Consider the following 26,711-nt stretch of genomic DNA (forward strand, 5'->3'; position numbering starts at 1 on the left):
ACTGCGTTCGGCCATCATATTTCATTGAACGGAATAAATTAGATAAATATTCTGATTAATGGAATACCCGAGGCGATCTGGCGCAATCGTTGCAATAGAGTGAATCGAAAGCAGCAAGTCGTCCATGGCATGCACCAAGGTGTCGCACGCCATCCCTTCGCACCGCAGAAAGGCTCTTCCATGTCATTCCTCCGGCTCACCGACGTGACCAAGTTCTATGGCGCCGCCCGCGCGGTGTCGGCCATGAACCTCACGGTGGAAAAGGGCGAGTTCGTCTCGCTGCTCGGCCCCTCGGGCTGCGGCAAGACCACCACGCTGCAGATGATTGCGGGCTTCGAGGCGGTGAGCAGCGGGCGCATCGAACTGGCGGGCAAGGACATCACGCATGCCAAGGCCAACACGCGCGGGCTGGGCATCGTGTTCCAGAGCTATGCGCTCTTTCCGCACATGACGGTGGCCGACAACGTGAGCTTCGGCCTCGAAATGCGCAAGATGCCCAAGGCAGAGCGCGCCGACCGCGTGAAGCAGGCGCTGGCGCTGGTGCACCTGGAGGCGCACGCCACGCGCTACCCGCGCGAACTCTCGGGCGGCCAGCGGCAGCGCGTGGCGCTGGCCCGCGCGCTGGTCATCGAGCCGCCGGTGCTGCTGCTCGACGAACCCCTGTCCAACCTCGACGCCAAGCTGCGCGAAGAAATGCAGTTCGAGTTGCGCCAGATCCAGCGCAAGGTCGGCACCACCACGGTGATGGTCACGCACGACCAGAGCGAGGCCATGTCCATCAGCGACCGCGTCGTGGTGATGGAAGGTGGCTGCGCCACGCAGATCGATCATCCGCAGCGGGTGTACGAGCATCCGAGCACGCGCTTCATCTCGACCTTCGTGGGCAAGGCCAACCTGCTGAACTGCCGCGTGTCGAACAGCGGCGCCACGCGCACCTGTGTCGAGGTCGGCACGCTCTCGCTCGACGTGGACGACACGGGCTTCCGCGTCGACGCATCGGCGCTGCTGAGCGTGCGGCCCGAAAAACTGCAGCTCGTGCCGCCGGGCCGGGGCCGCATCGACGGCGAGGTGCAGGAGCGCTTTTTCCTCGGCAGCCAGTGGCTCTACCGCATCGCCACGCCGGTGGGCGACCTCACGGTGCTGAGCCCCAACGACGGCCGCGACGCGCTCGACGAAGGCGCCCGCACCGGCATCGACTGGCCCGCCCACTGCATGCGGCTGCTGCCCGCCGACGAGGCCGTGGCGGCATGAGCAGCATGCAGAACAAGGCCACGCCTTGGTGGCTGTCGGGGCCGGCGCTGCTGCTGTTCACTGCGCTGCTGCTGGTGCCGCTGGCGCTCACGGCCGTGCTGTCGTTCAACGTGTACGACCCGGCCACCGGGCCGAAGGCCGGCGAGTTCACGCTCGCTCACTACGCGCTGGTGTTCTCGGACTCTTATTACCTCGGCATCTTCTGGCGCACCTTCTGGGTCTCGGGACTGGTCACGCTGATCTGCGTCGTGATCGGTGCGCCCGAAGCCTATGTGCTCAGCCGCATGCGCAACCCGTGGCGCTCGATCCTGCTGCTGGTGGTGCTCGCACCGCTGCTGGTGTCGGTGGTGGTGCGCGCCTTCGGCTGGAGCATGCTGCTTGGCCCCGAGGGCGCGGTGAACGGCTTGCTGGGCCTGCTCGGCATCGGGCCGGTGAAGATCCTGTACACCAACACGGCCGTGGTCATCGCGCTCGTGCATGTGATGCTGCCCTTCATGGTGATCCCGGTGTGGACCTCGCTGCAGAAGCTGGACCCGGGTGTCGAGAACGCGGCGCTTTCGCTCAACGCCACGCCCCTCACCACGCTGCGGCGCATCGTGCTGCCGCAGGTGATGCCGGGCATTCTGTCGGGCAGCCTGATCGTGTTCGGCCTGGCGGCGAGTTCGTTCGCGATTCCGGGTTTGCTGGGTGGGCGCCGCCTGAAGATGGTCGCGACCATCGTCTACGACGAATACCTGAGCGAGCTGAACTGGCCGCTGGGCGCCGCTGTTGCACTCATCTTGCTGGTGGCCAACCTCGTGGTCATGCTCAGCTACAACCGCCTCGTAGAAGGCCGCTACAAGAAAGCGCTGGGCTGAAGCGATGAACAAGAACGGCCCCATCGCGCTCACCTTCAACGCGCTCGTCATCGTCTTCATGCTGGCACCGCTGGTGGTGGTGTGCATCGTGGCGTTCACGCCCGAGAACACGCTGACCATTCCGACCACGCACTTCTCGCTGCGCTGGTTCAAGGCGGTGTTCGCGCACTCCGACTTCATGCAGTCGTTCTGGAACAGCCTGTGGCTGGCGCTCAGCTCGGCCACCATCGCGACGCTGCTCGCGGTGCCGGCCGGCATGGCGATCACGCGCTATGAATTTCCGGGGCGCGACTTTCTCAACGGCCTGTTCCTGTCTCCGCTGATCGTGCCGCACCTGGTGCTGGGCGTGGCGCTGCTGCGGCTGTTCGCGCTGGTCGGCGGCACGGGCAGTTTCGGCTGGCTGGTGATGGCACATGCGTTGATCGTCACGCCCTACACGCTGCGGCTGGTGGTGGCCGCGCTGGTGGGCTTCGACCGCAGCGCCGAGCAGGCCGCGCTGTCGCTGGGCGCGAGCCAGGCCACGGTGTTCCGGCGCATCACGCTGCCGATGATCCTGCCGGGCGTGACGGGCGGCTGGATGCTGGCCTTCATCAACAGTTTTGACGAAGTGACGATGTCGATCTTCGTCACCGCGCCGAGCACAGTGACGCTGCCGGTGCGCATGTACATGTATGCCACCGAGTCGATCGATCCGCTGATGGCGGCGGTGTCGGCGCTGATGGTGGCGGTGACCGCTGTCGCGATGATCATTCTCGATCGCCTCTATGGACTGGACCGCGTGCTGGTGGGCCGCAGATGAGCATGAACACATCATCGACAACAGGCGCACGCGGGCTGCTGCATCGCGTGGCTGAGCAGAACGGCCGCGAGGCCGTGGCCTTCACGCTCGACGGTGCACCCGTGCGTGCGCTGTCCGGGGACACGGTGCTGACCGCCGTGCTCACGCAATCCGATCAACTGCGGCGCAACGAATTCAGCGGGCTGCCACGTGCCGGCTTCTGCATGATGGGCGCCTGCCAGGACTGCTGGATCTCGACCGACGAAGGCGAGCGGCTGCGCGCCTGCTCGACCTTCATCGCACCGGGCATGGCACTGGTCACGGGAAAGAACGGCGCATGACGACGACCGCTACAACGGCCAGCGAATTGCGGCCCGTGATCGTCGGCGCCGGACCGGCCGGCGTGCGCGCCGCGCAGACGCTGGTGGTGCATGGCCTGCGGCCCGTGGTGATCGACGAGGCCCCGCGCGCCGGCGGACAGATCTACCGGCGTCCGCCAAAGGGCCTAACACAGCGCAGCGCGCAAACGCTCTACGGCTTCGAGTCGAAGCGTGCCGATGCGGTGCACGAAGCCTTCGACGCGCTGCAGGGCCGCATCGACCATCGCCCCGACAGCCTCGTGTGGAACGCACAAGCGCAACAGCTCGACGTGCTGCACAACCCGACGCGCAGCACCCGCAGCGTGCCCTACAGCCATCTCATCGTGGCGACGGGCGCGACCGACCGCGTGCTGCCGGTGCCGGGCTGGACGCTGCCCGGCGTCTACACGCTCGGCGGTGCGCAGGTGGCGCTCAAGTTCCAGGGCTGCGCCATCGGGCAGCGCGTGGTGTTCATGGGCACGGGGCCGTTGCTGTACCTGGTGGCGTACCAGTACGCGAAGGCCGGCGTGACGGTGGCGGCGGTGCTCGACACCGCGCGCCTTGCGGACCAGATCGCCGCAACGCCCGCGATGCTGACGCAACCCACCGTGTTCGCCAAAGGCGTGTACTACGTGGGCTGGCTGCGCGCGCATGGCGTGGCCTTGCACAGCGGCGTGCGCCCGCTGCGCGTGCTCGGCGATGAACAGCAAAGCCGCGTCACCGGCGTGGCATGGCACGACGGCCGCGAAGAACGCACGCTGGCCTGCGATGCCATCGGCTTCGGCTACGCGCTGCGCTCCGAAACCCAACTGGCCGACCTGCTCGGCTGCCGCTTCGACTACGCGCCGATGCACCGCGCCCATCTGCCGGTGCGCGATGCGGCGGGTCGCGCCAGCGTCGAGGGCGTGTACCTCGCGGGCGATGGCGCCGGCATCATGGGCGCGGACGCGGCCGAATGGGCGGGTGAGCGCGCGGCGCTGGCGCTGCTGGCCGACAGCGGCGTGGCCATCGACACCGCGCGCGCCACGGCACTCGAACACAGGCTCGACCGATTGACCACGTTCCGCCGTGGCCTGGAGCGCGCCTTCCCGCTGCCGCAGGACTGGGCCGCGCACGCGCCCGACGATCTGGTGGTGTGCCGCTGCGAGAACGTCACGGCCGGCACGCTGCGCCAGACCGTTGCCGTCAACGGCGCGGACGAGATGAACCGGCTCAAGGCCTTGTCGCGCGTGGGCATGGGCCGCTGCCAGGGCCGCATGTGCGGCGTGGCGGCGGCGGAGATCCTGGCGCATGCCACCGGCCAATCGGTGCAGCAGGTGGGCCGCTTGCGCGGACAGGCGCCGATCAAGCCGATCCCAATCCGGCTCGTGCCCTGCACGGAGGGCGACGCATGACGACGATCCGCACCTTGCGCACCGATGTCGCCATCATCGGTGGCGGCATCGTCGGCGCCTCCGCCGCGCTGGCGCTGCGGCAGATGGGCCTTGGCGTGGCACTGCTGGAGCGCGACCTTTGCGGCTCGCGCTCCAGCGGCGTGAACTACGGCGGCGTGCGGCGGCAGGGCCGCCCGCTGAGCCAGTTGCCGCTAGCGCAGCGCGCGCACCGCATCTGGGGCCGGCTGCCCGAACTGCTCGGCACCGACGGCGAATACATCCGCTCGGGCCATTTCAAGATCGCGCGCAGCGAATCGGACATGGCCTCGCTCGAACGCTACCGCGCGCTCAGCAGCGACTTCGACCTGGGCCTCGAACTGATTTCCGCCGCGCGCCTGCGCGAGCAATGCCCCTGGCTCGGCACGCGCGCCGTGGGCGGCTCGCTGTGCGTGGAAGACGGGCAGGCCAATCCGCGCCTGGTGTCGCCGGCCTTCGCGCTCGCGGCTCAACGGGCGGGCGCGCAGGTCTTCGAGCGCCACAAGGTCGACGAGGTCGCGCACGACGGCGCGCTGTTCATGGTGCGTTCCGGCAATGCGCTCGAAGTGCATGCGCCCGTGCTGCTCAACTGCGCGGGCGCCTGGGCCGGCGCCATCGCCGAACAGTTCGGCGAGACGCTGCCGCTGCGTTCGGGCCACCCGGTGATGGCGGTGACGGAGCCGGTGCCGCATTTCATGGACTGGAGCCTCGGCGTCGAGGGCGGCGGCATCTACTGCCGGCAGGTGGCGCGCGGCAACCTCGTGCTGGGCGGCGGCGCGGGCATTGCGCTCGATGCCGAACGCGCGCGCGTCGACCGCGACGCCATCGCCACGCTCGCGGTACAGGCCATCGAACTGCTGCCCACGCTGCGCCATGCGCATTTCATCCGCACCTGGAGCGGCACCGAGGGCTACCTGCCCGACCGCGAACCGGTGCTCGGCCCGAGCCGCACCACGCCGGGATTGTTCCATGGCTTCGGCTTCGCGGGTGCGGGCTTCCAGATCGGCCCGGCCGCCGGCGAGGTGCTTGCCGAACTCGCACGCGATGGGCGCAGCAGCACGCCCATCGATGCCTTTGCCATCGAGCGCTTCGCCCCCGTTCCCGAGCCTGAACCCCGACCCGCATCCACGACCGCTTCCGACGCCCTTCCCCACTGAAAGGAAAAACCATGTCCCGCCTCACCCGCACCTTCTTCGCACGCCGCCCCCTGATCGCAGCAGCCGCCGCGCTCGCATGCAGCGGGGCCGCGTTCGCGCAGACAGTCCCGACGCTCTACATCGGCATGAACGGCGGCACCATGGAGAAGGCGTACACGCAGTACGTGTTCCCGGCCTTCGAGAAGGCCTACGGCGCCAAGGTGGTGGTGGTGCCCGGCACCTCGTCCGACATCCTCGCGAAGGCGCAGGCCAACAAGGACAAGCCGCAGATGCACGTGATGTTCCTGGACGACGGCATCATGGTGCGCGCCATCGGCATGGGCCTGTGCCAGAAGCAGAAGCCCAACCAGTCACTGAGCGAAATCTTCCCCGCCGCGCGCTTCAAGGACGACATGGCCAGCGGCGTGAGCCTGGGCATGACGGGCCTGGCCTACAACGCGAAGATGTTCAAGGAAAAGGGCTGGGCCGCGCCCACCTCGTGGATGGACCTGGCCGATCCGAAGTTCAAGGGCAAGGTGGTGTTCCAGTCGATGTCGTCCTCGTCCTTCGGGCTGCACGGCTTCCTGATGTTCAACCGCATCCAGGGCGGCAACGACAAGAACGTGGAGCCCGGCTTCAAGGCCTGGCCCACCACCATCGGCCCGAACGTGCTGGAGTACATCCCGAGTTCGGCCAAGCTGTCGGAGATGGTCCAGACCGGTGAAGCGGCGATCTTTCCGCTGACGCCCACCATCGTGGACTCGCTCAAGACCAAGGGCATTCCGGTCGAGTACGCGCCGCCCAAGGAAGGCGCGGTGGTGCTGGTCACGGCCCAGTGCGTGATCGCCAACAACAGCGAGCCCGAGCTATCGCAAAAGCTCGCCGAGTTCCTGCTCAGCCCGGTGGCTCAGGCCAACGTGCTGCAGTACGGCGCGCAGATTCCGACCAACCCCAAGGCGCCAGTGACGGGTGACAGCGCAACGCAGGTGGCGAACATCAACAAGTGGATGAAGACGGCCATCACCATCGACTGGGAGAGCATCAACGCGAACCGGCCGGCGTGGAATTCGCGTTGGAACAAAACGATCGAACGTTGAGCTTGCCTTTGCTCCTTCCCCCGCTGGGGGAAGGTTGGGATGGGAGCATCGGCTTCCACCGCGAGCGCCGCTTGCCCCCACCCCAGCCCTCCCCCAGAGGGGGAGGGAGCAAGACCGTCATCGCCTCGCATCCGTCTTGCGCAGCAACACCGGCAGGCACAGCAGATAGAGCACGGCACCGACCAGCCACACGATGCCCGGGAAGCGCACGCGCAACGCGAAGTAGAGCGCGCTGATCAGCAGCGGCCCGGCCACCGAGGCCAGGCTGGAGATGCTCGCGAGCACGCCTTGCAGCCGCCCTTGGTCGGCCTCGCCCACGCGCCGCGAAAGCATCGCCTGCAGCGCGGGCTGGCCGACGCCGCCCATGCACAGCAATGGCAGCAACGCGAGCGCCATCCAGCCCTGCGAGGCGAAGGCGATCAACGCATAGGCCGTGCAGTCGGAGAGCGTGCCGACCGCGATCGCCACGCGCTCGCCCCAGCGCTCGACCAGCGGGCCCGCCAGGAAGCCCTGCACCACTGCGTGGATCAGGCCGAAGCCCGCGAGCGAAAGGCCGACCGTGGTGCCGTTCCAGGCGTAGCGGTCTTCGCCGTGGATCACCCAGGTCGTGCCGGCGACTTCGCCCACCAGCACGAGCACCAGGAACACGCCCAGGACCGGCAGCAGCGCGGGAAAGCCCGCGGCCCAGCGCAGCGGCGCAAGCGGATGCAGCACGCTGCGGTCGAAGGCCTGCGTCGCGAGCGCCGGCGGGCGCGACTCGCGCAACACCAGCAGGCCCACAAGGAAGGTCAGGCCGTTGAGCACCGCGGCCACGATGAAGGGCAGCCGCACGCCGTGGTCGCCGAGCACGCCGCCAATCGCCGGCCCGGCGATGAAGCCCAGGCCGAAGCAGGCGCCCATGCGGCCGAACCAGCGCGCGCGCTGGTCCTCGGGCGTGAGGTCGGCAATGGCGGCAGAGGCCACCGCCATGTTCGCGCCGGTCATGCCCGCGATCGCGCGGCCCACGAACAGCATCCACAGCGAGGGCGCGAAGGCCATGAAGAGCGCATCGATCGCCGCGCCCGCCACCGACACCAGCAGCACCGGCCGGCGGCCGAAGCGGTCGCTGAGCGCGCCGAGCACGGGCGCGCAGAGGAACTGCATCAGCGCGTAGAGCGACAGGAAGGCACCGAAGCGCCAGCCGAGATCACCCGTGTGGCCGACCTCGCGCAGCAGGCCCGGCACGATCGGCATGACCAGGCTGATGCCGACGGCGTCGAGCGTGACGATCGCAAGGATCACCGCATGCGCGTGGCGGCTGCCCGCGAACGAGGGGTTGGAAGAAATGTTGGAATTTATCATTGATAAGGAATTATCAGCGATAAATTCCAGGTTGTGAAGCACCCCCTATTTGCTCGGACACGGGCACGGACATCTGCATGAAACTGGATCGCGAAGTCATCCTCGAAGCGGCGCTGGCGCTGCTTGACGAGGTCGGCATGGACAAGCTCAGCACCCGGCTGCTGGCCGAACGGCTGGGCGTACAGCAACCCGCGCTGTACTGGCATTTCAAGAACAAGCGCGCGCTGCTCGATGCGATGAACTGCGAGCTCCTGCGTCGCGCCCACGACCGCCGGCTGCCGCTGCCCGAGGAAACGTGGGAGACCTTCCTGCGCGAGAACGCGCGCAGCTTCCGCCGCGCGCTGCTGGCGCGGCGCGACGGCGCGCGCCTGCATGCCGGCTCGGAGCCCGACCCGGATGATCTGGAGATGGTGGAGGCTCAACTCGCGGCCGTGGTCAGCCGGGGCGTGCCCGCAACGCAGGCCATGACGCTGCTGATCGCGCTGGGCCGCTACACCGTGGGCTGCGTGCTCGAAGAGCAGGCAGCACCGCCCGATGCAGAAGTGCGGCAGCAGACGCTCGATGCCGCCGCGGCGTCGCGCCCCTTGCTGGCCGAGGCCTTCGCCAACTACCGCAAGGCCGGCCCCGATGCGATGTTCGATGTCGGCGTGGACCTCATGCTCGAAGGCGCGAGGGCGCGCCTGGCGGGCGACAGCAAGCCCAAGCCCAAATCGAGCAAGCCAACGCCGCGCCGCTGACGCCGGGGCTCAGCGCCCGCCGTTGTCTTCGAGAATCCAGCCCGCCGCCTTCTCGGCCATCATCAATGTCGGGCTGTTGGTGTTGCCGCTGGTGATGGTGGGCATCGCGCCCGCATCCACCACGCGCAGGCCCTGCACACCGCGCACGCGCAGCCTGGCGTCGAGCACCGCCATCGGGTCGCTGTCGGCGCCCATCTTGGTGGTGCCGACCGGATGGAAGATGGTGGTGGCGATGTCGCCCGCGAGCCGCGCCAGGTCTTCGTCGGTCTGGTACTGCACGCCGGGCTTCCACTCCTGCGGCTTGTATTTGGCCAGCGCGGGCTGCGACGCGATGCGGCGTGTCACGCGCAGCGAGTCGGCCGCCACCTTGCGGTCTTCGTCGGTGCTCAGGTAGTTGGGCGCGATGGCCGGCGCATCTTCAAAGCGCTTGCTCTTGATGCGCACAGAGCCCCGGCTCGTCGGGTTGAGGTTGCACACACTCGCGGTGAAAGCCGGAAAGCTGTGCAGCGGATCGCCGAAGGCATCGAGCGACAGCGGCTGCACGTGGTACTGCAGGTTCGGCCATTCACGCTCGGGCGAGCTGCGCGTGAAGGCGCCGAGCTGCGACGGCGCCATGCTCATCGGGCCGCTGCGTTTCAACAGGTATTCAAGCCCGATCTTCGCCTTGCCGACCATCGACGACGCCAGCACGTTGAGCGTGGGCGCGCCCTCGATCTTGTAGACCGCGCGAATCTGCAGATGGTCCTGCAGGTTGGCGCCGACGCCGGGCGCGTCGAGCACCACGTCGATGCCATGTTGACGCAGCAGCTCGGCCGGGCCGATGCCCGAGAGCTGAAGAATCTGCGGCGAGCCGATCGCGCCCGCGCTCAGGATCACTTCGCGCTCGGCATGCGCGGTGGCCATCTCGCTGCCGTTCCATACCTCGACGCCGCTGCAGCGGCGCGTGCCGTCCGGCAGCGTCTCGAACAGCAGGCGCGACACCTGCGCGCCGGTCCACAGCTCGAAGTTGGGCCTGCCATAGCAGGTCGGCCGCAGGAAGGCCTTGGCCGTGTTCCAGCGCCAGCCGTTCTTCTGGTTGACCTGGAAGTAGCCCACGCCTTCGTTGCTGCCGCGGTTGAAGTCGGTGGTGTGCGGCACGTCGGCCTGCGCGGCGGCTTCGGCGAAAGCGTCGAGGATGTCCCAACGCAAGCGCTGTTTTTCCACGCGCCACTCGCCGCCCGCGCCGTGCATCTCGTCGGCACCGAGGTAGAAGTCCTCGTGCTTCTTGAAGGCCGGCAGCACGTTCTGCCAGCGCCACGACTCGTCGCCCGTGAGCTGCGCCCACTGCTCGTAGTCGCGCGACTGGCCGCGCATGTAGATCATGCCGTTGATGCTCGACGAGCCACCCAGCGTCTTGCCGCGCGGATAGCGCAGCACGCGGCCGTTCAGGCCCGCATCGGGCTCGGTGCTGTAGAGCCAGTCGGTGCGCGGGTTGCCGATGCAATACAGGTAGCCCACCGGAATGTGGATCCAGTGGTAGTCATCCTTGCGTCCGGCCTCGATGAGCAGCACGCGCTTGCGCTTGTCGGCGCTGAGCCGGTTGGCCATGAGCGAGCCGGCGGTGCCGGCGCCGATGATGATGTAGTCGAAGGTGGTCTCGCTCATGGCGTTTTGCGTGTCTCTCTTTTTTGTTCGACGAAATTGCGGCGCCCCTCGCGCCGCTCCGCATGCTACTTGGCTGTCGGCATCACGAACTCGGCGCCCTTGCCGATGCTCTCGGGCCAGCGCTGCATGACCGACTTCTGCTTGGTGTAGAAGCGCACGCCCTCTTCGCCGTAGGCGTGCATGTCACCGAACAGGCTCTTCTTCCAGCCGCCGAAGCCATGCCAGGCCATCGGCACCGGGATCGGCACGTTGATGCCGACCATGCCGACCTGGATGCGGCGGCTGAATTCGCGCGCCACATTGCCGTCGCGGGTGAAGCAGCTCACGCCGTTGCCGAACTCGTGCGCGTTGACGAGGTCGACCGCGTCCTTGAAGTTGGCCACGCGCACGCAGCCGAGCACCGGGCCGAAGATCTCTTCCTTGTAGATGCGCATCTCGGGCGTGACGTGGTCGAACAGCGTGCCGCCCATCCAGAAGCCGTCGCCGCAACCATCGCCGGCCACCTTGCCGTCGAACTGGCGGCCGTCGACCAGCAGCTTCGCGCCTTCCTTCTCGCCCTGCGCGATGTAGCCGGTGATGCGTTCGTGCGCGGCGCGCGTGACGATCGGGCCCATCTCGGCCGCGAGGTTGGTGCCGTTGAGCACCTTGAGCGTCTTGGTGCGCTCGATGAGCTTGGGCACGATCTTGTCGGCCACGTCGCCCACCAGCACCGCGACGCTGATCGCCATGCAGCGCTCGCCGGCCGAGCCGTAGCCGGCGCCGATGAGTGCATCGACGGTCTGGTCGATGTCGGCGTCGGGCATGACGACCATGTGGTTCTTCGCGCCGCCCAGGGCCTGCACGCGCTTGCCGTGGCGGGCGCCGGTTTCGTAGATGTAGTTGGCGATGGGCGTGGAGCCGACGAAGCTGATGGCCTTGACGTCGGGGTGCTCCAGCAGCGCATCGACGGCGACCTTGTCGCCCTGCACCACGTTGAAAACGCCGTCGGGCAGGCCGGCTTCCTTCAGCAGCTCGGCCATGCGCAGCGACGCGCTCGGGTCGGTCGGGCTGGGCTTGAGCACGAAGGTGTTGCCCGCGGCGATGGCCACCGGGAACATCCACATCGGCACCATCACCGGGAAGTTGAAGGGCGTGATGCCGGCGACCACGCCGAGCGGCTGGCGCAGCGTCCAGTTGTCGATGCCGGTGCTCACCTGGTCGGTGAAGTCGCCCTTGAGCAGTTGCGGAATGCCGCAGGCGAACTCGACGATGTCGATGCCGCGCGAGACCTCGCCCTGCGCGTCGGTGAAGACCTTGCCGTGCTCGGCGGTGATGAGGTGGGCCAGCTCGTCCTTGTGCTCGTTGAGCAGCTGCAAAAACTTGAACATCACGCGGGCGCGGCGGATCGGCGGCGTGTCGGCCCAGGCCGGAAAGGCGGCCTGCGCGGCGGCCACGGCGGCCGAGACCTGCGCGGCATCGGCCAGGCCCACCTTGCCGGTGACGGCACCGGTGGCGGGGTTGGTCACGTCCTGCGTGCGGCCGGAGGTGTTGGCGGCCGGCTTGCCGGCGATGTGGTGGTCGAGATGAACGGTGGACATGGATCGGGGCTTTCGCGTGACGGAAGAAGGAGGAGAAGGAGGAGGCGTTGCGGCAGTTTAGGCAGCGACCGCCGACGCGCATAGCCACGAGACTTGAACTTATTGTTCAGCATAGCGAACAATGGATGCATGAAACCTCAAAATATCGAGTCGCTGTGGACGCACCTGCACTGGCTCACGGTGCTGGCGCAGCAGGGTAGTTTCACGGCCGCCGCGCTGCGCCTGGGCGTGAGCAAGGCGGCCATGAGCCAGCGCATCGCCGAGCTGGAGCGCGCGGCTGGCGCGCCATTGGTGCAGCGCACAACGCGCAGCGTGCGGCTGACCGAAGCCGGGCAGCGGCTGGTGGAAGACATGCGCACGCCCTTCGAGCAGATCGCCCACAGCTTTGCCGGCGTGCGCGACCTGGCGGGCGTGCCGCGCGGGCTGGTGCGCGTCACCGCGCCGGTGGCCTTTGCGCGCCAGCAGCTGGTGCCGCGGCTGGCCGACTTCCTGCGCGCGCAGCCCGAGGTGCGGATCGAACTCGACCTGTCGGACCGGCTCAGTTCGCTGGCGATGGAAGGCTTCGACCTCGCGATCCGGCACACGGCCTCGCCGCCCGACACGCACGTGGCCTGGACGCTGTGCGACACGCGCTCGGTGCTGGTGGCCAGCCGCGCCTACCTGCGCCGGCGCGGCACGCCGCGCGAACCGACCGCGCTGGCCGAACATGACTGCCTGCACTACCCGCGCGCGCAGGACACGCCGACCTGGCATTTCGAGGCCCGCACGGTGTCACAGAAATCGAAGGCGCCGCGCCTCACGGTGCCGGTGTCGGGGCCGTTGGTCGCCAACAACAGCGAGGCGTTGCGCGACGCTGCCCTGACCGGCTTGGGCATTGCGCTGGTGCCCGACTTCAGCGCCCAGTCGGCGCTGCAGTCGGGCAAGCTGGTGGAAGTGCTGCCGCAATGGCGCTCGGTGGGCGCCTTCGGCGAGCGGCTCTATGCGATTCGCCCGTATGCCACGCACGTGCCGCAAGCGGTGAGCGCATTCGTCGCGTGGCTGCGGGAGGTGCTGGCAGGGGGCTTCGAGGCTTAGCGCCTGTTCAGACCTTCTCGGCCTGCCCGCTGCGCAATGAGCGCGTGATGGCCAGCCCGATGCGCGTGGCCTCCGTCGCATCGGACAGCGTGAGCCCCAGCGCGGCTTCGCCGCGGCAGGCCGCGACGAAGGCGTTCATCTCGTGCAGGAACGCATCGCCGAAGCGCTCGAAGAAATCGCCGGTGGACGCGAAGCGCACGCCCGCGCTGTCGCTCGTCACGATCCGGTCGCGCGCCGCGTCGTGGCCGACCAGCAACTTGCCGGCGGTGCCGATGACTTCGGTCTGCGTCTCGTGGCCGTGCGCGAAGGTGCGCGAGGCATAGAACACCGCGCGGCCACCGCCCTCGAAATCGACCAGCGCCAGCCCGTTGTCGACGTCGCCGTGCGGTGCAAGGCCCGGGTGCATGGCGATGGTGCCGGTGGCGAAGACGCGCTCTGCGCGCGGGTTGCCGAGCATCCAACGCGCCAGGTCGATGTCGTGCACGCTGCAGTCCATGAAGATGCCGCCGGACTGCGGCGCGTACTGCACGAAGAAGCCCGAGGGGTCGTTCATGTCGCAGGTCTGCGAGCGCACGAGAAAAGGCCGCCCGATGTCGCCGCGCCCCACGCCTTCGTGGGCGCGGCGGTAGCTCGGGTCGAAGCGGCGCACGAAGCCCACCATCGCCACGCGGTCCGGATGCCGTGCCGCGACGGCCTCCACGCGCTCGCAGTCGGCCAAGTCGAGCGCCAGCGGCTTTTCGACGAAGACATGCTTGCCGGCTTCGAGCGCCGCGATGGTCTGGGCCGCGTGCATGGCGGTCGGCGTGACGAGCACCACGGCGTCGATGTCGGGCGCGTGGATGAAGCGGTCGAAATCGGTGGTGAGTTGCTCGACGCCGAGTTCGCTGCGCGCGGCATCGAGTTCGGCCTGCACCGGGCTGCAGGCCCAGACGAGGCGCGCATCGCGGATGCGGTGGGCGATGTTCTCGGCATGGCGCCAGCCCAGTCGGCCAAGGCCGGCGATGCCGATGCGCAGCGGGGGTTTGCGGGTGGTGGTGTTGGTCATGGCGATGCTCATTCGGAAAAGGTGACGGGCTTTCCGGTCTCGAACGAGAGTGCCGCCGCGTCGGCCAGCTTCTGTGCCGCCACGCCGTCGTGAACCGAACAGCGGAAGCTGCCGCCCAATTGCAGTTGCTCGAAGAAGTGCGCCATCTCCAATTGGTAGGCCGCGCGGTAGCGCTCAAGGAAGAAGGGCTCCGGGTTGTCGGTGCGCACGCCATTCGCGTCCATCTGCGTGACTTCGTGCGGCCGGTGGTTGCCGGCGGCCAGCAGGCCCTTGGCACCCAGCACCTCGAAGCGCTGGTCGTAGCCGTAGGCGGCGCGGCGCGAGGCGTTGATCTGGCACAGCCGGCCGGCCCGGGTGCGGATGCTGACCACCGCGCTGTCGATGTCGCCGATGGCGCCGATGGCCGGATCGACCAGGCAGGCGCCGGTGGCGCTGAGCCACACGGCTTCGTCGGGGCCGGCGCTGCCGTCGCCCTGGCCGAGGATCCAGCGGAACACGTCGAAATCGTGGATCAGCATGTCGCGAAAGATGCCGCCCGATTGGCGCAGGTATTCGGCGGGCGGTGCGCCCGGGTCGCGGCTCGTGATGACCAGCATCTCGGGCGTGCCGATGTCGCCGCGCTCGATGCGCGACTTGACCTCGTTGAAGGTCGGATCGAAGCGGCGCTGAAAGCCGATCATGCAGGCCACGCCCGCCGCGCGCACCGCCGCGGCACACGCCTCGGCGCGCGGCACGGACAGGTCCACCGGCTTCTCGCAGAAGATGTGCTTGCCCGCCTGCGCGGCGCGCAGGATCAGGTCGCTGTGCGTGGTGGTGGGCGAGGTGACGACCACCACGTCGATGGCCGGATCGGCCAGCGCCGCCTCGATGGAGCTGGCCTCGGCCCCCAGGCGATGGGCCAGCGACGACGCGCTCTCGCCCACCGGATCGCTGATGTAGCGCAAGCGCACGCCCGGCAGTGCCGCGAGGTTGGTTGCGTGAATGCGGCCGATGCGGCCGGCGCCAAAGACGGCTACCTGTTTCATGAGTCGGTGAAGTTCGCTGGAAAGCGGGTTGGGGAAGAAAAAACAGCCGAGCGCCTCCCGCGCAAGGCCATGGCGATTCTGCGAAACCCCCTTCCGATTTGGAACAGGGTTTTCACTTATCTATTTAATTAGAAATTTCTTTGCAATTTTGATTCTTCATTTCTAGAATTTGCGTGACCGTCACACAGACGGGCCGGCCGGCGACAAACCACGCAAAAAAGCACGGCTTGCCCCAGGCAAAACCGCTCAACGCCACAGGAGACATAGAAATGAAGAACGCAACACGGCCTCTTCGCAGGGTGCTGTTCGCAGCGGCCATCGCCGCCGCCCTGGCCCTGCCGGCTTCGCCGGCGCTGGCCGACAACGAGCCCGTCGCGGTGCTCTTCCACAACATGGCCGAACCCTTCTTCGTGTTCATGAACCGCGAGCTGCTGGACGAGGCCCGCAAGCTCAAGGTCAAGGTGAACGTGGTCGACGGCCAGGCGAGTTCGCCCAAGCAGAGCGCCGACGTGTCCAACGCGCTGACGCAAGGCGTGAGCGGCATCGTCATCGCGCCGACCGACGCCAAGGCGATGGTGCCGGCCATCAACGAGATCCTTTCCGAGAACATCCCCGTCGTCACCGTCGACCGGCGCGTGGACGGCGCGAAGAAGCCCATTCCGCATGTCGGCGCCGACAACGTGGCGGGCGGCCGGAAGATGGCGCAGTGGGTGGTGCAGAACTTTCCCGAGGGCGCGCGCATCGTCTTCCTGACCGGCCAGCCCGGCAGCAGCTCGGCCATCGATCGCGCGAAGGGCATCCACGAAGCGCTCACTGCCGCTGGCCCCAAGTACAAGATCGTGGCGGAGCAGACCGCCAATTGGGCACGCGACCAGGGGCTGACGGTCACGCAGAACATCCTCACGTCGCTGACCGGCAACCCGCCGCAGGTGATCATTTCCGCCAACGACGACATGGCGCTCGGCGCCGTCGAGGCGATCCAGTCGGCCGGCCTCGGCAAGCAGGGCATCAAGGTGCTGGGCTACGACGCTTCGCCCGACGCGCTGAAGAAGGTGCGCGATGGCGAGATGGCCGCCACGGTGGAGCAGAGCCCCGGCCGGCAGATCCGCACCGCGCTGCAGGTGCTGGTGGCCAACATCCGCAACAAGACGGAGATCAAGACCGTCGCCATCGAGCCGATCCTGATCACGCGCGCCAACATCGCCGAGGCCGCGCGCTCCGGCGAGCTCAAGTAAGGCACCGGCCATGTCGTCCACCACTGCACTGCTGTCGGTTCGCGGCGTTCGCAAATCCTTCCCGGGCGTGAAGGCGCTCGACGGTGTCCATCTCGACATCGCGCCGGGCGAGGTGCACGCGCTGCTCGGCGAGAACGGCGCGGGCAAGTCGACGCTGCTCAAGATCCTCGCGGGCGCACAGCCGGCCGACGAAGGCACGCTCCATTTCGAGGGCCGCGCGCTGCTGCCCACCGACACGCCGATCCAGCGGCAGCGCATGGGCATCGTCACGATCTACCAGGAGTTCAACCTGCTGCCCGCGCTGTCGGTGGCGGAGAACATGTACATCGGCCGCGAGCCGCTCAGGCACGGGCTGATCGACTGGTCTCGCATGTACGCCCGCGCCCAGGAGGTGCTGACCGACCTGAAGGTCGACCTCGATCCGCGCGCCGAGGTGCGCACGCTCAGCGTGGCCAAGCAGCAGATGGTCGAGATCGCGAAGGCGATGACGGTGCAGGCCCGGCTCATCATCATGGACGAGCCGACCGCCGCGCTGAGCGGGCGCGAGGTGGGCCAGTTGCTGGACATCATCCGCGACCTGCGCTCGCGCGGCATCGGCATCATCTACGTGTCGCACAAGCTCAACGAGGTCAAGACCATCTGCGACCGCTACACGGTGTTCCGCGATGGCCGCTACGTGACGACGGGCACAGTGGCCGATGCCAGCGTCAACGACCTGGTGCGCCAGATGGTGGGCCGCGACGTGGCCGGCGTGAAGCGCCAGGCCACGAACACGCTGGGCGAGGTGGTGCTGCGGGTCGAGGGCGTGACGCGCCTGAAGGCGGTCTCGGGCACCAGCGCCACGTCGCTCTTGAACATGTCGGTGCACGTGCGGGCCGGCGAGATCGTCGGCTTTGCCGGCCTCGTGGGCGCAGGCCGCACCGAGATGGCCCGCGTGATCTTCGGCGCCGACCCCTGCGACAGCGGCACCGTGCGCCTGCGCGATGCGCTGGTGACGCTGCGCTCGCCGCGCGACGGCATCGACGCCGGCATCGTGCTGGTGCCGGAAGACCGCAAGCAGCAGGGCTGCTTCCTGTCGCACTCCATCCGCCAGAACATGACGCTGCCCAGCCTCGGGCGCCTGAGCAAGATGCGCTGGTTCGTCGACGAAGCGGCCGAGACGCGGCTGATCGAGGAGTACCGCCGCAAGCTGTCGATCAAGATGTCCAGCGACAAGGTGACCATCGGCACGCTGTCGGGCGGCAACCAGCAGAAGGTGCTGCTGGCGCGCTCGATGGCGCTGAACCCGAAGGTGCTGATCGTCGACGAGCCCACGCGGGGCATCGACGTGGGGGCCAAGGCCGAGGTGCACCAGGTGCTGTTCGACATGGCGGCCCAGGGGGTCGCGGTGATCGTCATTTCTTCGGAGCTGCCCGAGGTGATGGCCGTGAGCGACCGCATCGTGACCTTCATGAACGGCGTGATCACTGGCTCCACGCCCGGCGGCGAAGCCACCGAAGAGCAGCTGATGCGCCTGATGGCGCTCGGCGAGGACGCGTCACCGCAAGAGGCGGCACTGCCGCGCGCGCTCGCCGCCTGATGAAACCATCGATTCGCCCCGCAAGGAGACACCCATGACCCCCACCACCGCCACGGTCGAGGCGCGCAAGCCGCGCAGCTTCGATCTCGTGGGCTTCCTCGAAAAATACGGCGTGCTGCTGTTCCTGGTGCTGCTGATCCTGCTGTTCGCATCGCAGAACCCGCGCTTCCTGTCCACGCGGAACGTCTTCAACATCCTCACCGAAGTGTCGATCTACGGGATCATGGCGGTCGGCATGACCGGCGTGATCCTCACGGGCGGCGTCGACCTGGCGGTCGGCTCGCTTCTGGCCTTCGCCGGCATGTGCGCCGCGGCCGTGGTGATGGCCCTCGGCGGCGCCTTCCCGCTGAGCTGGCTGGTCGCCCTGCTGGTGGCCTGCGGTGTCGGCATGGCGGCGGGCTACCTGCACGGCAAGACCATCACCAAGCTGAACGTGCCGCCGTTCATCGTCACGCTGGGCGGCATGACGATCTGGCGCGGCGCCACGCTGATCCTGAACGACGGCGGCCCGATCAGCGGCTTCGACGAAAGCTTTCGCTGGTGGGGGCGCGGCGACGTGCTCGGCATTCCGGTGCCGGTGCTGGTGTTCGCGGTGGTGGCCGGCGCCGGCTACGTGACGCTGCGCTACACCCGCTACGGCCGCTCGATCTACGCCGTGGGCGGCAACCCCGAAGCGGCGCGCCTGTCAGGCCTGAACGTCAAGGGCATCCTGGTGAGCGTGTACCTGCTCGTCGGCCTGCTGGCGGGCCTGAGCGGCTTCCTGCTCGCGGCGCGCCTGGGCTCCGCCGAGGCGGTGGCCGGCATTTCCTACGAGCTGCGCGTGATCGCCGCGGTGGTGATCGGCGGCACCAGCCTCTTCGGCGGCCTGGGCGGCGTGGGCGGAACCATCATCGGCTCGCTGCTGCTGGGCGTGCTGCTCAACGGCCTCGTGATGCTGAACGTATCGGCCTACTACCAGCAGGTGGTGATCGGCGTGATCATCGTCATCGCGGTGGCCTTCGACACCTACGCCAAGTCGCGCCGCGGCGGCAAGCATTGACTGACTGACAAGACAACGACAGAAGACCAAGAGCCACAGAGAGAAACATGCAAGCATTGAATTTCCCCGAAGGACGCCGCTACGACCTGGCCTGCCTGGGCCGGCTCGCCGTCGACCTGTACGCCCAGCAGATCGGCAGCCGGCTCGAAGACGCCGCGAGCTTTTCCAAGTACCTGGGCGGCAGCTCCGCCAACATCGCCTTCGGCGCCGCGCGGCTGGGCCTGCGGGCCGCGATGGTCTCGCGCGTGGGCGACGAGCAGATGGGCCGCTTCCTCATCGAGACGCTGCAGCGCGAGGGCTGCGACGTGTCGCAGGTGCAGGTCGATCCGCAGCGCCTCACGGCGCTGGTGCTGCTCGGCCTGAAAGACCGCGACACCTTCCCCCTGCTGTTCTATCGCGAGAACTGCGCCGACATGGCACTGGAAGCCGACGGCATCGACGAGGCCTTCATCGCGCAATGCCGCGCGCTGCTGATCACCGGCACGCACCTGAGCGCCCCCGGCGTGCGCGCGGCCTCGGTCGCCGCGCTCGACCACGCGCAAAAGCATGGCGTGCTGCGCGTGCTAGACATCGACTACCGCCCCGTGCTCTGGGGCCTGACCAAGCGCGGCGAAGGCGCCAACCGCTTCGTGCCCGATGCGCAGGTCACGCAGCGGCTGCAGACGCTGCTGCCGCGCTTCGACCTGCTGATCGGCACGGAAGAAGAATTCCTCATTGCCGGCGGCGTGCCGGGCGACCTGATGGCGTCGCTGCGCGCGGTGCGCGCCGTGACACCCGCCGCCATGGTGGTGAAGCTGGGCGCGGCGGGTTGCTGCTTCATTCCCGGCGCGGTGCCCGAGCGCATCGAAGACGCGCAGACGGTGCAGGGCGAGCGGGTCGAAGTGCTGAACGTGCTGGGCGCCGGCGATGCCTTCGCCGCCGGCCTCATGACCGGCCTGCTGCGCGGCCAGTCTTTCGAAGAGGCCGCGCAACTGGCCAATGCATGCGGCGCCATCGTCGTCTCGCGCCATGCCTGCTCGGCCGCGATGCCGACGCCGGCCGAACTGGCGCACTGGTTCAGCGGCCAGCGCAACCCCAAGGTCGATGCGGACGCGCAACTGGCGCACCTGCACCGCACCACCGCGGCACGCACGCCGTGGTCGTCGCTGGCGGTGCTGGCCTTCGACCATCGCGCGCAGTTCGCCGACCTCGCGCGCCAGGCCGGCAGCGACGAATCGCGGGTGCCGGTGCTCAAGCAGTTGCTGGTGTCCGCCGCGGCCCGTGTGGCGCAAAGCCATTCGCTGCAGGGCCGCGTGGGCGTGCTGATCGATGGCAGCTACGGCACTGACGCGCTCGCGGCCGCCACCGGTTGCGGCTGGTGGGTCGGGCGGCCGGTGGAGCTGCCGCTGTCGCGCCCGCTGCGCTTCGATGGCACCTCGTCGGTGGCCTCGCAGCTCGTGCAGTGGCCGGTGGAGCAGACCGTCAAGTGCCTCGTGTACTACCACCCCGACGATGCGGTCGAGCTGCGGCTGGAGCAGGAGGCCCGCATCCGCGAACTGTGGGAGGCCACGCGCGCCAGCGGCCACGAGCTGCTGCTGGAGCTGATCCCGCCGGCCAGCATGCTGCCGAAGACGGACACCGATGCAGCCCGCGACGCCGTGGTGCTGCGCTCCATCGAGCGGCTCTACAACCTCGGCTTCAAGCCCGAATGGTGGAAGCTCTCGCCGATGGCGCCGCAGGCCTGGGACCGGCTGGCAGAGCTGATCGCCGCGCGCGACCCGCAATGCCGGGGCGCGGTGATCCTGGGGCTGAACCAGCCGCTGGCGCACCTGGCGCGCAGCTTCTCGGACGCCACCAATCCGGTGGTCAAGGGCTTCATGATCGGGCGCACGCTCTGGGCCGAACCCGGCCTGCGCTGGCTGCAGCAGGCCATCGACGACGAAACGCTGGTGCAGGAAGTGGCGCGCAACTTCGCCGCGCTGGTGGAAGCCTGGGACCTCGCCCACCAGCCGCTGCGCGCGGCCGCCTGAAGGAGCCCCCATGAAGCAAGACACCCAACGGCTCACCATGGCGCAGGCGCTGGTGCAGCACCTTGCGGCACTGCGCGTCGAGATGGACGACGGCACGGTGCAGCCGTACCTGGGCGGCGTGTTCGCGATCTTCGGGCACGGCAATGTGGCCGGCCTTGGCGAAGCGCTGGCGACACGGCGCGAGACGCTGCCGGTGTACCGCGCCCACAACGAGCAGGGCATGGCGAACGCGGCGACGGCATTTGCCAAGGCGCATTTCCGCCAGCGCGCGATGGCGGTCACGACCTCGATCGGGCCGGGCGCCACCAACCTCGTCACCTCGGCGGCGATGGCGCACGTCAACCGGCTGCCGCTGCTGCTGTTGCCCGGCGACGTGTTTGCCTCGCGCGCGCCCGACCCAGTGCTCCAGCAGCTTGAAGATTTCCAGCACGGCGACCTGAGCGTCAACGATTGCCTGCGGCCGGTGACGCGCTACTTCGACCGCATCATGCGGCCCGAGCAGATCCTCACCGCCCTGCCCCGCGCGATCCAGACCATGACCGACCCTGCCCAATGCGGCCCGGTCTGCCTGGCACTGCCGCAGGATGTGCAGACCGAAGCCTTCGACTGCCCCGCGCACTTCCTGCAGCCGGAGGTCATCCGCTGGCGCAGGCCGCAGCCCGAGCCCCGAGAACTGGCGCATGCGGCGGCTCTGCTGCGCTCGTCGCGCAGGCCGTTGATCGTCGCGGGCGGCGGCGTGCTCTACAGCCAGGCGTGGGACGCATTGCGCAGCTTTGCGGAAACCCATGGCGTGCCGGTGGCCGAGAGCCAGGCCGGCAAGGGCAGCCTGGCCTGGGACCATCCGCTCAACCTGGGCGCGGTGGGCGTCACCGGCTCGCCGGCCGCGAACACCCTCGCGCAAGAAGCCGACCTGATCCTCGCGGTGGGCACGCGTTTGCAAGACTTCACTACCGGCTCGCACAGCCTGTTCGGCCACGTGCCGCTGCTGAGCCTGAACGTCCAGGCCTTCGATGCCGCCAAACGGGGCGGTGCCACGCTGGTGAGCGATGCGCGCACCGGCCTGCAACAGCTCGGCGAGGCGCTGGAAGGCTGGCAGGCCGAGCCGGCGTGGACCGCGCGCAGCCGCACGCTGGCAGCCGGCTGGGTCGCGCGCGTCACCGAACTCACGACCGCGCAGCCGCCGCAGGGCCAGTTGCCTTACGACGCCGAGGTGATCGGCGCCGTGCGCGATTCCGCAAGCGACTCGCCGACCCGCGACATCGTGGTGTGCGCGGCCGGCACGCTGCCCGCCGAACTGCACAAGCTCTGGCGCAGCGGCGCGCCGGGCGGCTATCACATGGAATACGGCTACTCCACCATGGGCTACGAGATCGCCGGCGGCCTGGGCGTCAAGCTCGCGCGACCCGACAAGGAAGTGATCGTCATGGTGGGCGATGGCTCCTACATGATGCTCAACGCCGAGATCGCCACCTCGGTGCTGCTGGGCCGCAAGCTGATCGTGGTGGTGCTGGACAACCGGGGCTACGGCTGCATCCACCGGCTGCAGCGCGCCAGCGGCGGCGAGTGCTTCAACAACATGCTGGACGACTGCATTCCCGAAGGCGGGAGCGCATCGGACATCGACTTCGCCGCGCACGCGCGCAGCATGGGCGCACAGGCGGTGCACGTGGACGGCATCGCCGCACTGCGCAAGGCCATGCAGGCCGCGCGCGCCGCCAGCCGCACGCAGGTGATCGTCATCGACACCACGGCGGAACGCACCACGGCCGAAGGCGGCTGCTGGTGGGAGGTGGCGATTCCCGAGGTGTCGGCACGCGCCGAAGTGCACGACGCCCGCGCCCGCTACGAAGCAGCCAAACAACATCAACGACTCTGAAATAAATCGCCCCTGGGAGAGAACCACACCATGAACACCTGGAACGTCCGCATCGGCATCAACCCCCTGTCCTGGATGAACGACGACCTGCCCGCGCTGGGCGGCGACACGCCGCTCGAAACCGCGCTGCAGGAAGGCGCGGAAATCGGCTATGCCGGCTTCGAGCTGGGCAACAAGTTCCCGAAGGAGCCCGCGGCGCTGAAGGCCAAGCTGGCGCAGTACGGGCTGGCCTGCGTCTCGGGCTGGTACTCGGGCCACCTGGCCGAGGACACGGTCGACCACGAGATCGACCGCTGCGCCACCCACATGGAAAAGCTGCGCTTCAACGGCTGCCGCGTGGTGGTCTACGGCGAGGTCGCGGGCTCGATCCAGGGCCGCATGGACACGCCGCTGGCCAAGCGCCCGCGGTTCGCCGACGACGCGCAATGGAAAGCGTACGCACAACGGTTGAACGCCTTCGGCGAACACCTGAAGGCGCAATACGGCATCACGCTGGCGTACCACCATCACATGGGCGCCTACGTCGAGTCACCGCAAGACGTCGACCGGCTGATGGCCCTGACCGCGCCCGACTGCGTGTCCCTTCTGTTCGACACCGGGCATGCCTACTTCGGCGGGGCCGGCAACCCGGTCGAGCTGCTGCAGAAGCACGCGAGCCGCGTGGCGCACGTGCACTGCAAGGACGTGCGCGCCGACGTGATCCGGCAGGCGCGCAACAACGGCTGGTCGTTCCTCGACGGCGTGCTGAACGGCACCTTCACGGTTCCGGGCGACGGCGCGCTCGACTACGACATGCTGCTCGGCACGCTGCATGCCAGCGGCTACGAAGGCTGGCTGGTGGTCGAAGCCGAGCAGGACCCAGCGGTCGCGCCGAGCTACGCCTACGCGAAGAAGGGCTACGAGACGCTGCGCCGCATCGTGGACCGGATCGATGCCGCCAATGCCCAGCCCCTTGCAATGCAACAGGGAGCCCGTTGATGCCGCTCAGTCCGCTTCTTGTGAAGGCGTCCGCGCAAGGACGCACGGTGGTCGAGGTGACACCCGAGTGCGCCGGCTGGACGCACGTCGGCTTCAAGGTGCTGCGCCTGGCCGAAGGCGAGAGCGAATCGGTCGACACCGGCGCGCGCGAACTGTGCCTCGTGGTGCTGACCGGCACGGTTGACGTGGAGGTGGACGGCCAGCGCTTCGACAAGCTCGGCACCCGCGACAGCGTGTTCGAGCCCGTGTCGCCCGCGGCGGTGTACGTGCCCGGCGGCAAGACCGTCACCGTGCGCGCGCGGCGCAATGCCGAAGTCGCGTTGTGCACGGCGCCGGCCGGCACCGAGCCCCGTACGGTGTCGGTGATCGACCCGGCGGCGATGACGCGCTCGGTGCGCGGCAAGGGCAGCAACACGCGCCACGTCTGCGACATCCTGCCGCACACCGACCCGCGCGCGGCGCATCTGCTGGTGGTGGAAGTGCTGACGCCGGCCGGCCATTCGTCGAGCTATCCGCCGCACAAGCACGAGCGCGATGCGCTGCCCGAAGAAACACTGCTGGAAGAAACCTACTACCACCGGCTGAACCCGCCGCAAGGCTTTGCCTTCCAGCGCGTCTACACCGATGACCGCAGCCTCGACGAGGCGATGGCAGTGGAGAACCACGACACGGTGATGGTCCCGCGCGGCTACCACCCGGTGGTGGCGCCGCACGGCTACGACCTCTACTACCTGAACGTGATGGCCGGACCCACCCGCTACTGGGTGTTCAGGAACGACCCGGCCCACGAGTGGATGCTGCAGCCCGCAGCCTAGGGCCTGTTCACACTATGCAAGGGGTCGCGTTGTTTCGCAAAGGGGCTGGCTGCAAGGCGCCCGGGCGCAGCAAGGCTGAAGCCTTGCAAGCGCGGGCAACGCCGCAGACGGCCCCTTTGCGAAACAACCCGAAGGGAAGCTCGCCACAGCCCGCCCCTCGGCGTTGCGTTCCTTGTGCGTGCGAACGCACGCACGGCGTCACGCGCCTTGATGGGCGGGCTGTGGCGAGCTTCGCGACCCCTTGCATAGTGTGAACAGACCCTAGCCACTCCCGCCAACCGCCCCCCGCTTTCCGAACCGTCCAGCGACCCGCGTCGCTGGCGCAGGGCACGCCTGCGCCCTCGAGAAGCCAGGCCCCTTCTTTTTTCCACCGCCAACCGAAACCCACAAGAGGAGACATGACGTGAAATTCAGAAAGCCGAACCGACTTGCAGACACCGCAGCCACCGCAGCCGCAGCCCTCGTGCTGTTCGCCGGCATCCACACACTGGCCCAAGCCCAGTCGATGGACACGCCCACGGACGCGCCACCCGAAGCCGAGGTCAAGACCGATCCCACCAAGGACTTCATCAAGAAGGTCAACGACGCCACCGGCCTGGAGTTCTGGGGCTACGGCCGTGGCGGCTTCTTCGGCGCGCCCAAGGGGGTGCCCAAGGGCGGCTATTCGCTGGGCGGCGACCTGCAGAAGTACCGCCTGGGCAACGAGGGCGACAACTACCTGGAATTCGGCATCGGCAAGCGCTTCGACCTGGGCGACGGCATCAAGTGGGGCGTGTTCTACATGCCCACGATCTACAACGGCAAGAGCGGCACGGCGCAGGCGTACTTCTCGCTCAGCGGCATCTTCGGCAACAGCGCCACGCTGTGGGCCGGCCAGCGCTACCACCGCATCCAGGACGTGCACATCGTGGACAAGTGGGTGGTGGAGGACGGCGACAACTACGGCGCCGGCATCGACGACATCCCGCTGGGCCGCCTGGGCCGGCTCAATGTGGCGGTGCACACGGCCGATTCGGTGGACAACCGGAGCGGCAACCCGAACAACGCCAAGCGCATCAACGTGCAGTGGCGCGACATTCCGACGAACCCCGACGGCAAGCTCACGATCACGGGCGGACTGATCTCGGGCAACTTCGCCAAGGGCAAGGACGGCGGCGCGCTGGGCCTGATGCACATCCAGAAGAACTTTCTGCTGCCGGGGCTGAACAACATCTTCATCGCGCAGGCGTCGAGCGGGCACGCGTCGCTCAGCGGCAAGTTCTACAACCTGGACAACAGCACCACGACCACGGGGCTGCTGCTGCCGCCGGGCTTCGGTGCGTCCGCGTCCGACACCTTCCTGTTCGCGCCGCTGGTGGAGCGCACGGTGGTGACGCCGCAGGCGGGTGCCAGGCAGCGCCGCATCCTGGATTCGATGGACTTCCAGTTCGGGCGCTTCGGCGGGCAGACGCTGATCGGCTACCAGACCACGCGCCCGGACAACGGGCCGGAGACGAAGGATTTCACCCTCGGCGGGCGCCTGTCGTATGGCATTGCCAAGTACACCAAGCTGCTGACAGAGTTGAGCACCACGCGCCGCAGCACCAGCGACCAACCGCGCCAGACGCTGAACAAGGGGACCGTGGCGGTGGCCTTCTCGCCGAACACCAACTTCTGGACGCGGCCTGAATTCCGCATCTACGCCACGCGCGCCAGTTGGAACAAGGCGGCGGCCGATGCCAACGCCAGCACCTTCGGCGCCAACGGCCGCCGCAGCGCAACGATCTACGGCATCCAGATGGAAGCCTGGTGGGAATAGGAGAGACAGGCGGCGCGAAGCAACGGCCTGAGAAAGCGGCGCCGGTCGCGCC

22 protein-coding genes are annotated in these 26,711 nt (G+C 68.3%); 17 read left to right on the plus strand and 5 right to left on the minus strand.

Going from position 1 to position 26,711, the window contains the following annotated elements; genetic code table 11:
* Nucleotides 1–180 precede the first annotated feature (180 nt).
* Genes ACSFB7_RS10525 through ACSFB7_RS10555 form a run of 7 tightly spaced genes read left to right on the plus strand, consistent with a single transcriptional unit; the run spans nt 181 to nt 6,887 of the window.
* Entirely contained in the window at nt 181–1,251 is a 1,071-nt protein-coding gene (locus tag ACSFB7_RS10525) for an ABC transporter ATP-binding protein (RefSeq protein ID WP_435469708.1), read from the plus strand.
* Complete coding sequence (locus ACSFB7_RS10530; protein WP_435469710.1) at nt 1,248–2,108, plus strand: ABC transporter permease; 861 nt, start codon at nt 1,248–1,250, stop codon at nt 2,106–2,108. The genes ACSFB7_RS10525 and ACSFB7_RS10530 overlap by 4 nt, the downstream gene beginning before the upstream one ends.
* A 4-nt stretch (nt 2,109–2,112) precedes the next feature.
* On the plus strand, nt 2,113–2,907 hold the full coding sequence (locus ACSFB7_RS10535; protein WP_435469711.1) for an ABC transporter permease: 795 nt from the start codon (nt 2,113–2,115) through the stop codon (nt 2,905–2,907).
* Between the two features lie 2 nt (nt 2,908–2,909).
* Nucleotides 2,910–3,227 carry a (2Fe-2S)-binding protein gene (locus ACSFB7_RS10540; protein ID WP_435469975.1) on the plus strand — a complete coding sequence of 106 codons (318 nt, stop codon included), beginning with the start codon at nt 2,910–2,912 and terminating at the stop codon, nt 3,225–3,227.
* Nucleotides 3,224–4,639, plus strand: a complete 1,416-nt coding sequence (locus ACSFB7_RS10545; RefSeq protein WP_435469712.1) for an FAD/NAD(P)-dependent oxidoreductase — start codon at nt 3,224–3,226, stop codon at nt 4,637–4,639. Before ACSFB7_RS10540 ends, ACSFB7_RS10545 begins: the two co-directional genes overlap by 4 nt.
* On the plus strand, nt 4,636–5,811 hold the full coding sequence (locus tag ACSFB7_RS10550) for an NAD(P)/FAD-dependent oxidoreductase (protein ID WP_435469714.1): 1,176 nt from the start codon (nt 4,636–4,638) through the stop codon (nt 5,809–5,811). Before ACSFB7_RS10545 ends, ACSFB7_RS10550 begins: the two co-directional genes overlap by 4 nt.
* 11 nt (nt 5,812–5,822) lie before the next feature.
* Nucleotides 5,823–6,887: an ABC transporter substrate-binding protein gene (locus ACSFB7_RS10555; protein WP_435469716.1), complete on the plus strand. Its 1,065-nt coding sequence runs from the start codon at nt 5,823–5,825 to the stop codon at nt 6,885–6,887.
* 117 nt (nt 6,888–7,004) lie between these two features.
* Here ACSFB7_RS10555 and tet read toward each other — a convergent pair whose 3' ends face one another.
* Complete coding sequence (gene tet, locus ACSFB7_RS10560; RefSeq protein ID WP_435469718.1) at nt 7,005–8,228, minus strand: Tet(A)/Tet(B)/Tet(C) family tetracycline efflux MFS transporter; 1,224 nt, start codon at nt 8,226–8,228, stop codon at nt 7,005–7,007.
* Nucleotides 8,229–8,305: 77 nt separating this feature from the next.
* On the opposite strand from tet, the gene tetR reads away from it, so the two are divergent.
* Nucleotides 8,306–8,965: a tetracycline resistance transcriptional repressor TetR gene (tetR, locus tag ACSFB7_RS10565; protein ID WP_435469720.1), complete on the plus strand. Its 660-nt coding sequence runs from the start codon at nt 8,306–8,308 to the stop codon at nt 8,963–8,965.
* A gap of 9 nt (nt 8,966–8,974) precedes the next feature.
* Here tetR and ACSFB7_RS10570 read toward each other — a convergent pair whose 3' ends face one another.
* Together ACSFB7_RS10570 and ACSFB7_RS10575 are read right to left on the minus strand one after the other, a co-directional pair.
* Nucleotides 8,975–10,609 carry a GMC family oxidoreductase gene (locus ACSFB7_RS10570; protein WP_435469722.1) on the minus strand — a complete coding sequence of 545 codons (1,635 nt, stop codon included), beginning with the start codon at nt 10,607–10,609 and terminating at the stop codon, nt 8,975–8,977.
* A 65-nt stretch (nt 10,610–10,674) separates the two neighbouring features.
* Nucleotides 10,675–12,186: a CoA-acylating methylmalonate-semialdehyde dehydrogenase gene (locus ACSFB7_RS10575; protein WP_435469724.1), complete on the minus strand. Its 1,512-nt coding sequence runs from the start codon at nt 12,184–12,186 to the stop codon at nt 10,675–10,677.
* A gap of 129 nt (nt 12,187–12,315) precedes the next feature.
* Between ACSFB7_RS10575 and ACSFB7_RS10580 the strand changes: the two genes are divergently transcribed.
* Nucleotides 12,316–13,260 (plus strand): LysR family transcriptional regulator, encoded by a 945-nt coding sequence (locus ACSFB7_RS10580; RefSeq protein WP_435469726.1) that lies wholly within the window; start codon nt 12,316–12,318, stop codon nt 13,258–13,260.
* Between the two features lie 7 nt (nt 13,261–13,267).
* Here the strand turns inward: ACSFB7_RS10580 and ACSFB7_RS10585 are convergent, their stop codons facing one another.
* Both ACSFB7_RS10585 and iolG read right to left on the minus strand, forming a co-directional pair.
* Nucleotides 13,268–14,305, minus strand: a complete 1,038-nt coding sequence (locus ACSFB7_RS10585) for a Gfo/Idh/MocA family oxidoreductase (protein WP_394484840.1) — start codon at nt 14,303–14,305, stop codon at nt 13,268–13,270.
* An 8-nt stretch (nt 14,306–14,313) separates the two neighbouring features.
* Nucleotides 14,314–15,330 carry an inositol 2-dehydrogenase gene (gene iolG / locus ACSFB7_RS10590; protein ID WP_435469728.1) on the minus strand — a complete coding sequence of 339 codons (1,017 nt, stop codon included), beginning with the start codon at nt 15,328–15,330 and terminating at the stop codon, nt 14,314–14,316.
* 269 nt (nt 15,331–15,599) lie between these two features.
* Between iolG and ACSFB7_RS10595 the strand changes: the two genes are divergently transcribed.
* The 8 genes from ACSFB7_RS10595 to ACSFB7_RS10630 all read left to right on the plus strand — a co-directional run bounded on the left by ACSFB7_RS10595 (nt 15,600) and on the right by ACSFB7_RS10630 (nt 26,659).
* Nucleotides 15,600–16,565, plus strand: coding sequence for a sugar ABC transporter substrate-binding protein (locus ACSFB7_RS10595; protein WP_435469730.1), 966 nt, complete (start codon nt 15,600–15,602; stop codon nt 16,563–16,565).
* A 10-nt stretch (nt 16,566–16,575) separates the two neighbouring features.
* The gene (locus tag ACSFB7_RS10600) at nt 16,576–18,144 is read left to right on the plus strand and encodes a sugar ABC transporter ATP-binding protein (RefSeq protein WP_435469732.1); all 1,569 of its coding nucleotides are present in this window, start codon (nt 16,576–16,578) and stop codon (nt 18,142–18,144) included.
* Nucleotides 18,145–18,178: 34 nt separating this feature from the next.
* On the plus strand, nt 18,179–19,183 hold the full coding sequence (locus tag ACSFB7_RS10605) for an ABC transporter permease (protein ID WP_435469734.1): 1,005 nt from the start codon (nt 18,179–18,181) through the stop codon (nt 19,181–19,183).
* A gap of 47 nt (nt 19,184–19,230) precedes the next feature.
* Entirely contained in the window at nt 19,231–21,192 is a 1,962-nt protein-coding gene (locus tag ACSFB7_RS10610; RefSeq protein WP_435469736.1) for a bifunctional 5-dehydro-2-deoxygluconokinase/5-dehydro-2-deoxyphosphogluconate aldolase, read from the plus strand.
* A gap of 10 nt (nt 21,193–21,202) precedes the next feature.
* Nucleotides 21,203–23,068: a 3D-(3,5/4)-trihydroxycyclohexane-1,2-dione acylhydrolase (decyclizing) gene (gene iolD, locus ACSFB7_RS10615; protein WP_435469738.1), complete on the plus strand. Its 1,866-nt coding sequence runs from the start codon at nt 21,203–21,205 to the stop codon at nt 23,066–23,068.
* 30 nt (nt 23,069–23,098) lie between these two features.
* The gene (iolE, locus tag ACSFB7_RS10620) at nt 23,099–24,046 is read left to right on the plus strand and encodes a myo-inosose-2 dehydratase (RefSeq protein ID WP_435469740.1); all 948 of its coding nucleotides are present in this window, start codon (nt 23,099–23,101) and stop codon (nt 24,044–24,046) included.
* Entirely contained in the window at nt 24,046–24,861 is an 816-nt protein-coding gene (gene iolB, locus ACSFB7_RS10625) for a 5-deoxy-glucuronate isomerase (protein ID WP_435469742.1), read from the plus strand. The genes iolE and iolB overlap by 1 nt, the downstream gene beginning before the upstream one ends.
* Before the next feature lie 403 nt (nt 24,862–25,264).
* Nucleotides 25,265–26,659 (plus strand): carbohydrate porin, encoded by a 1,395-nt coding sequence (locus ACSFB7_RS10630; RefSeq protein ID WP_435469744.1) that lies wholly within the window; start codon nt 25,265–25,267, stop codon nt 26,657–26,659.
* Nucleotides 26,660–26,711: the final 52 nt, after the last annotated feature.

The organism is Variovorax raffinosi (assembly GCF_051216615.1).
In the GTDB taxonomy this organism is placed as follows: domain Bacteria; phylum Pseudomonadota; class Gammaproteobacteria; order Burkholderiales; family Burkholderiaceae_C; genus Variovorax.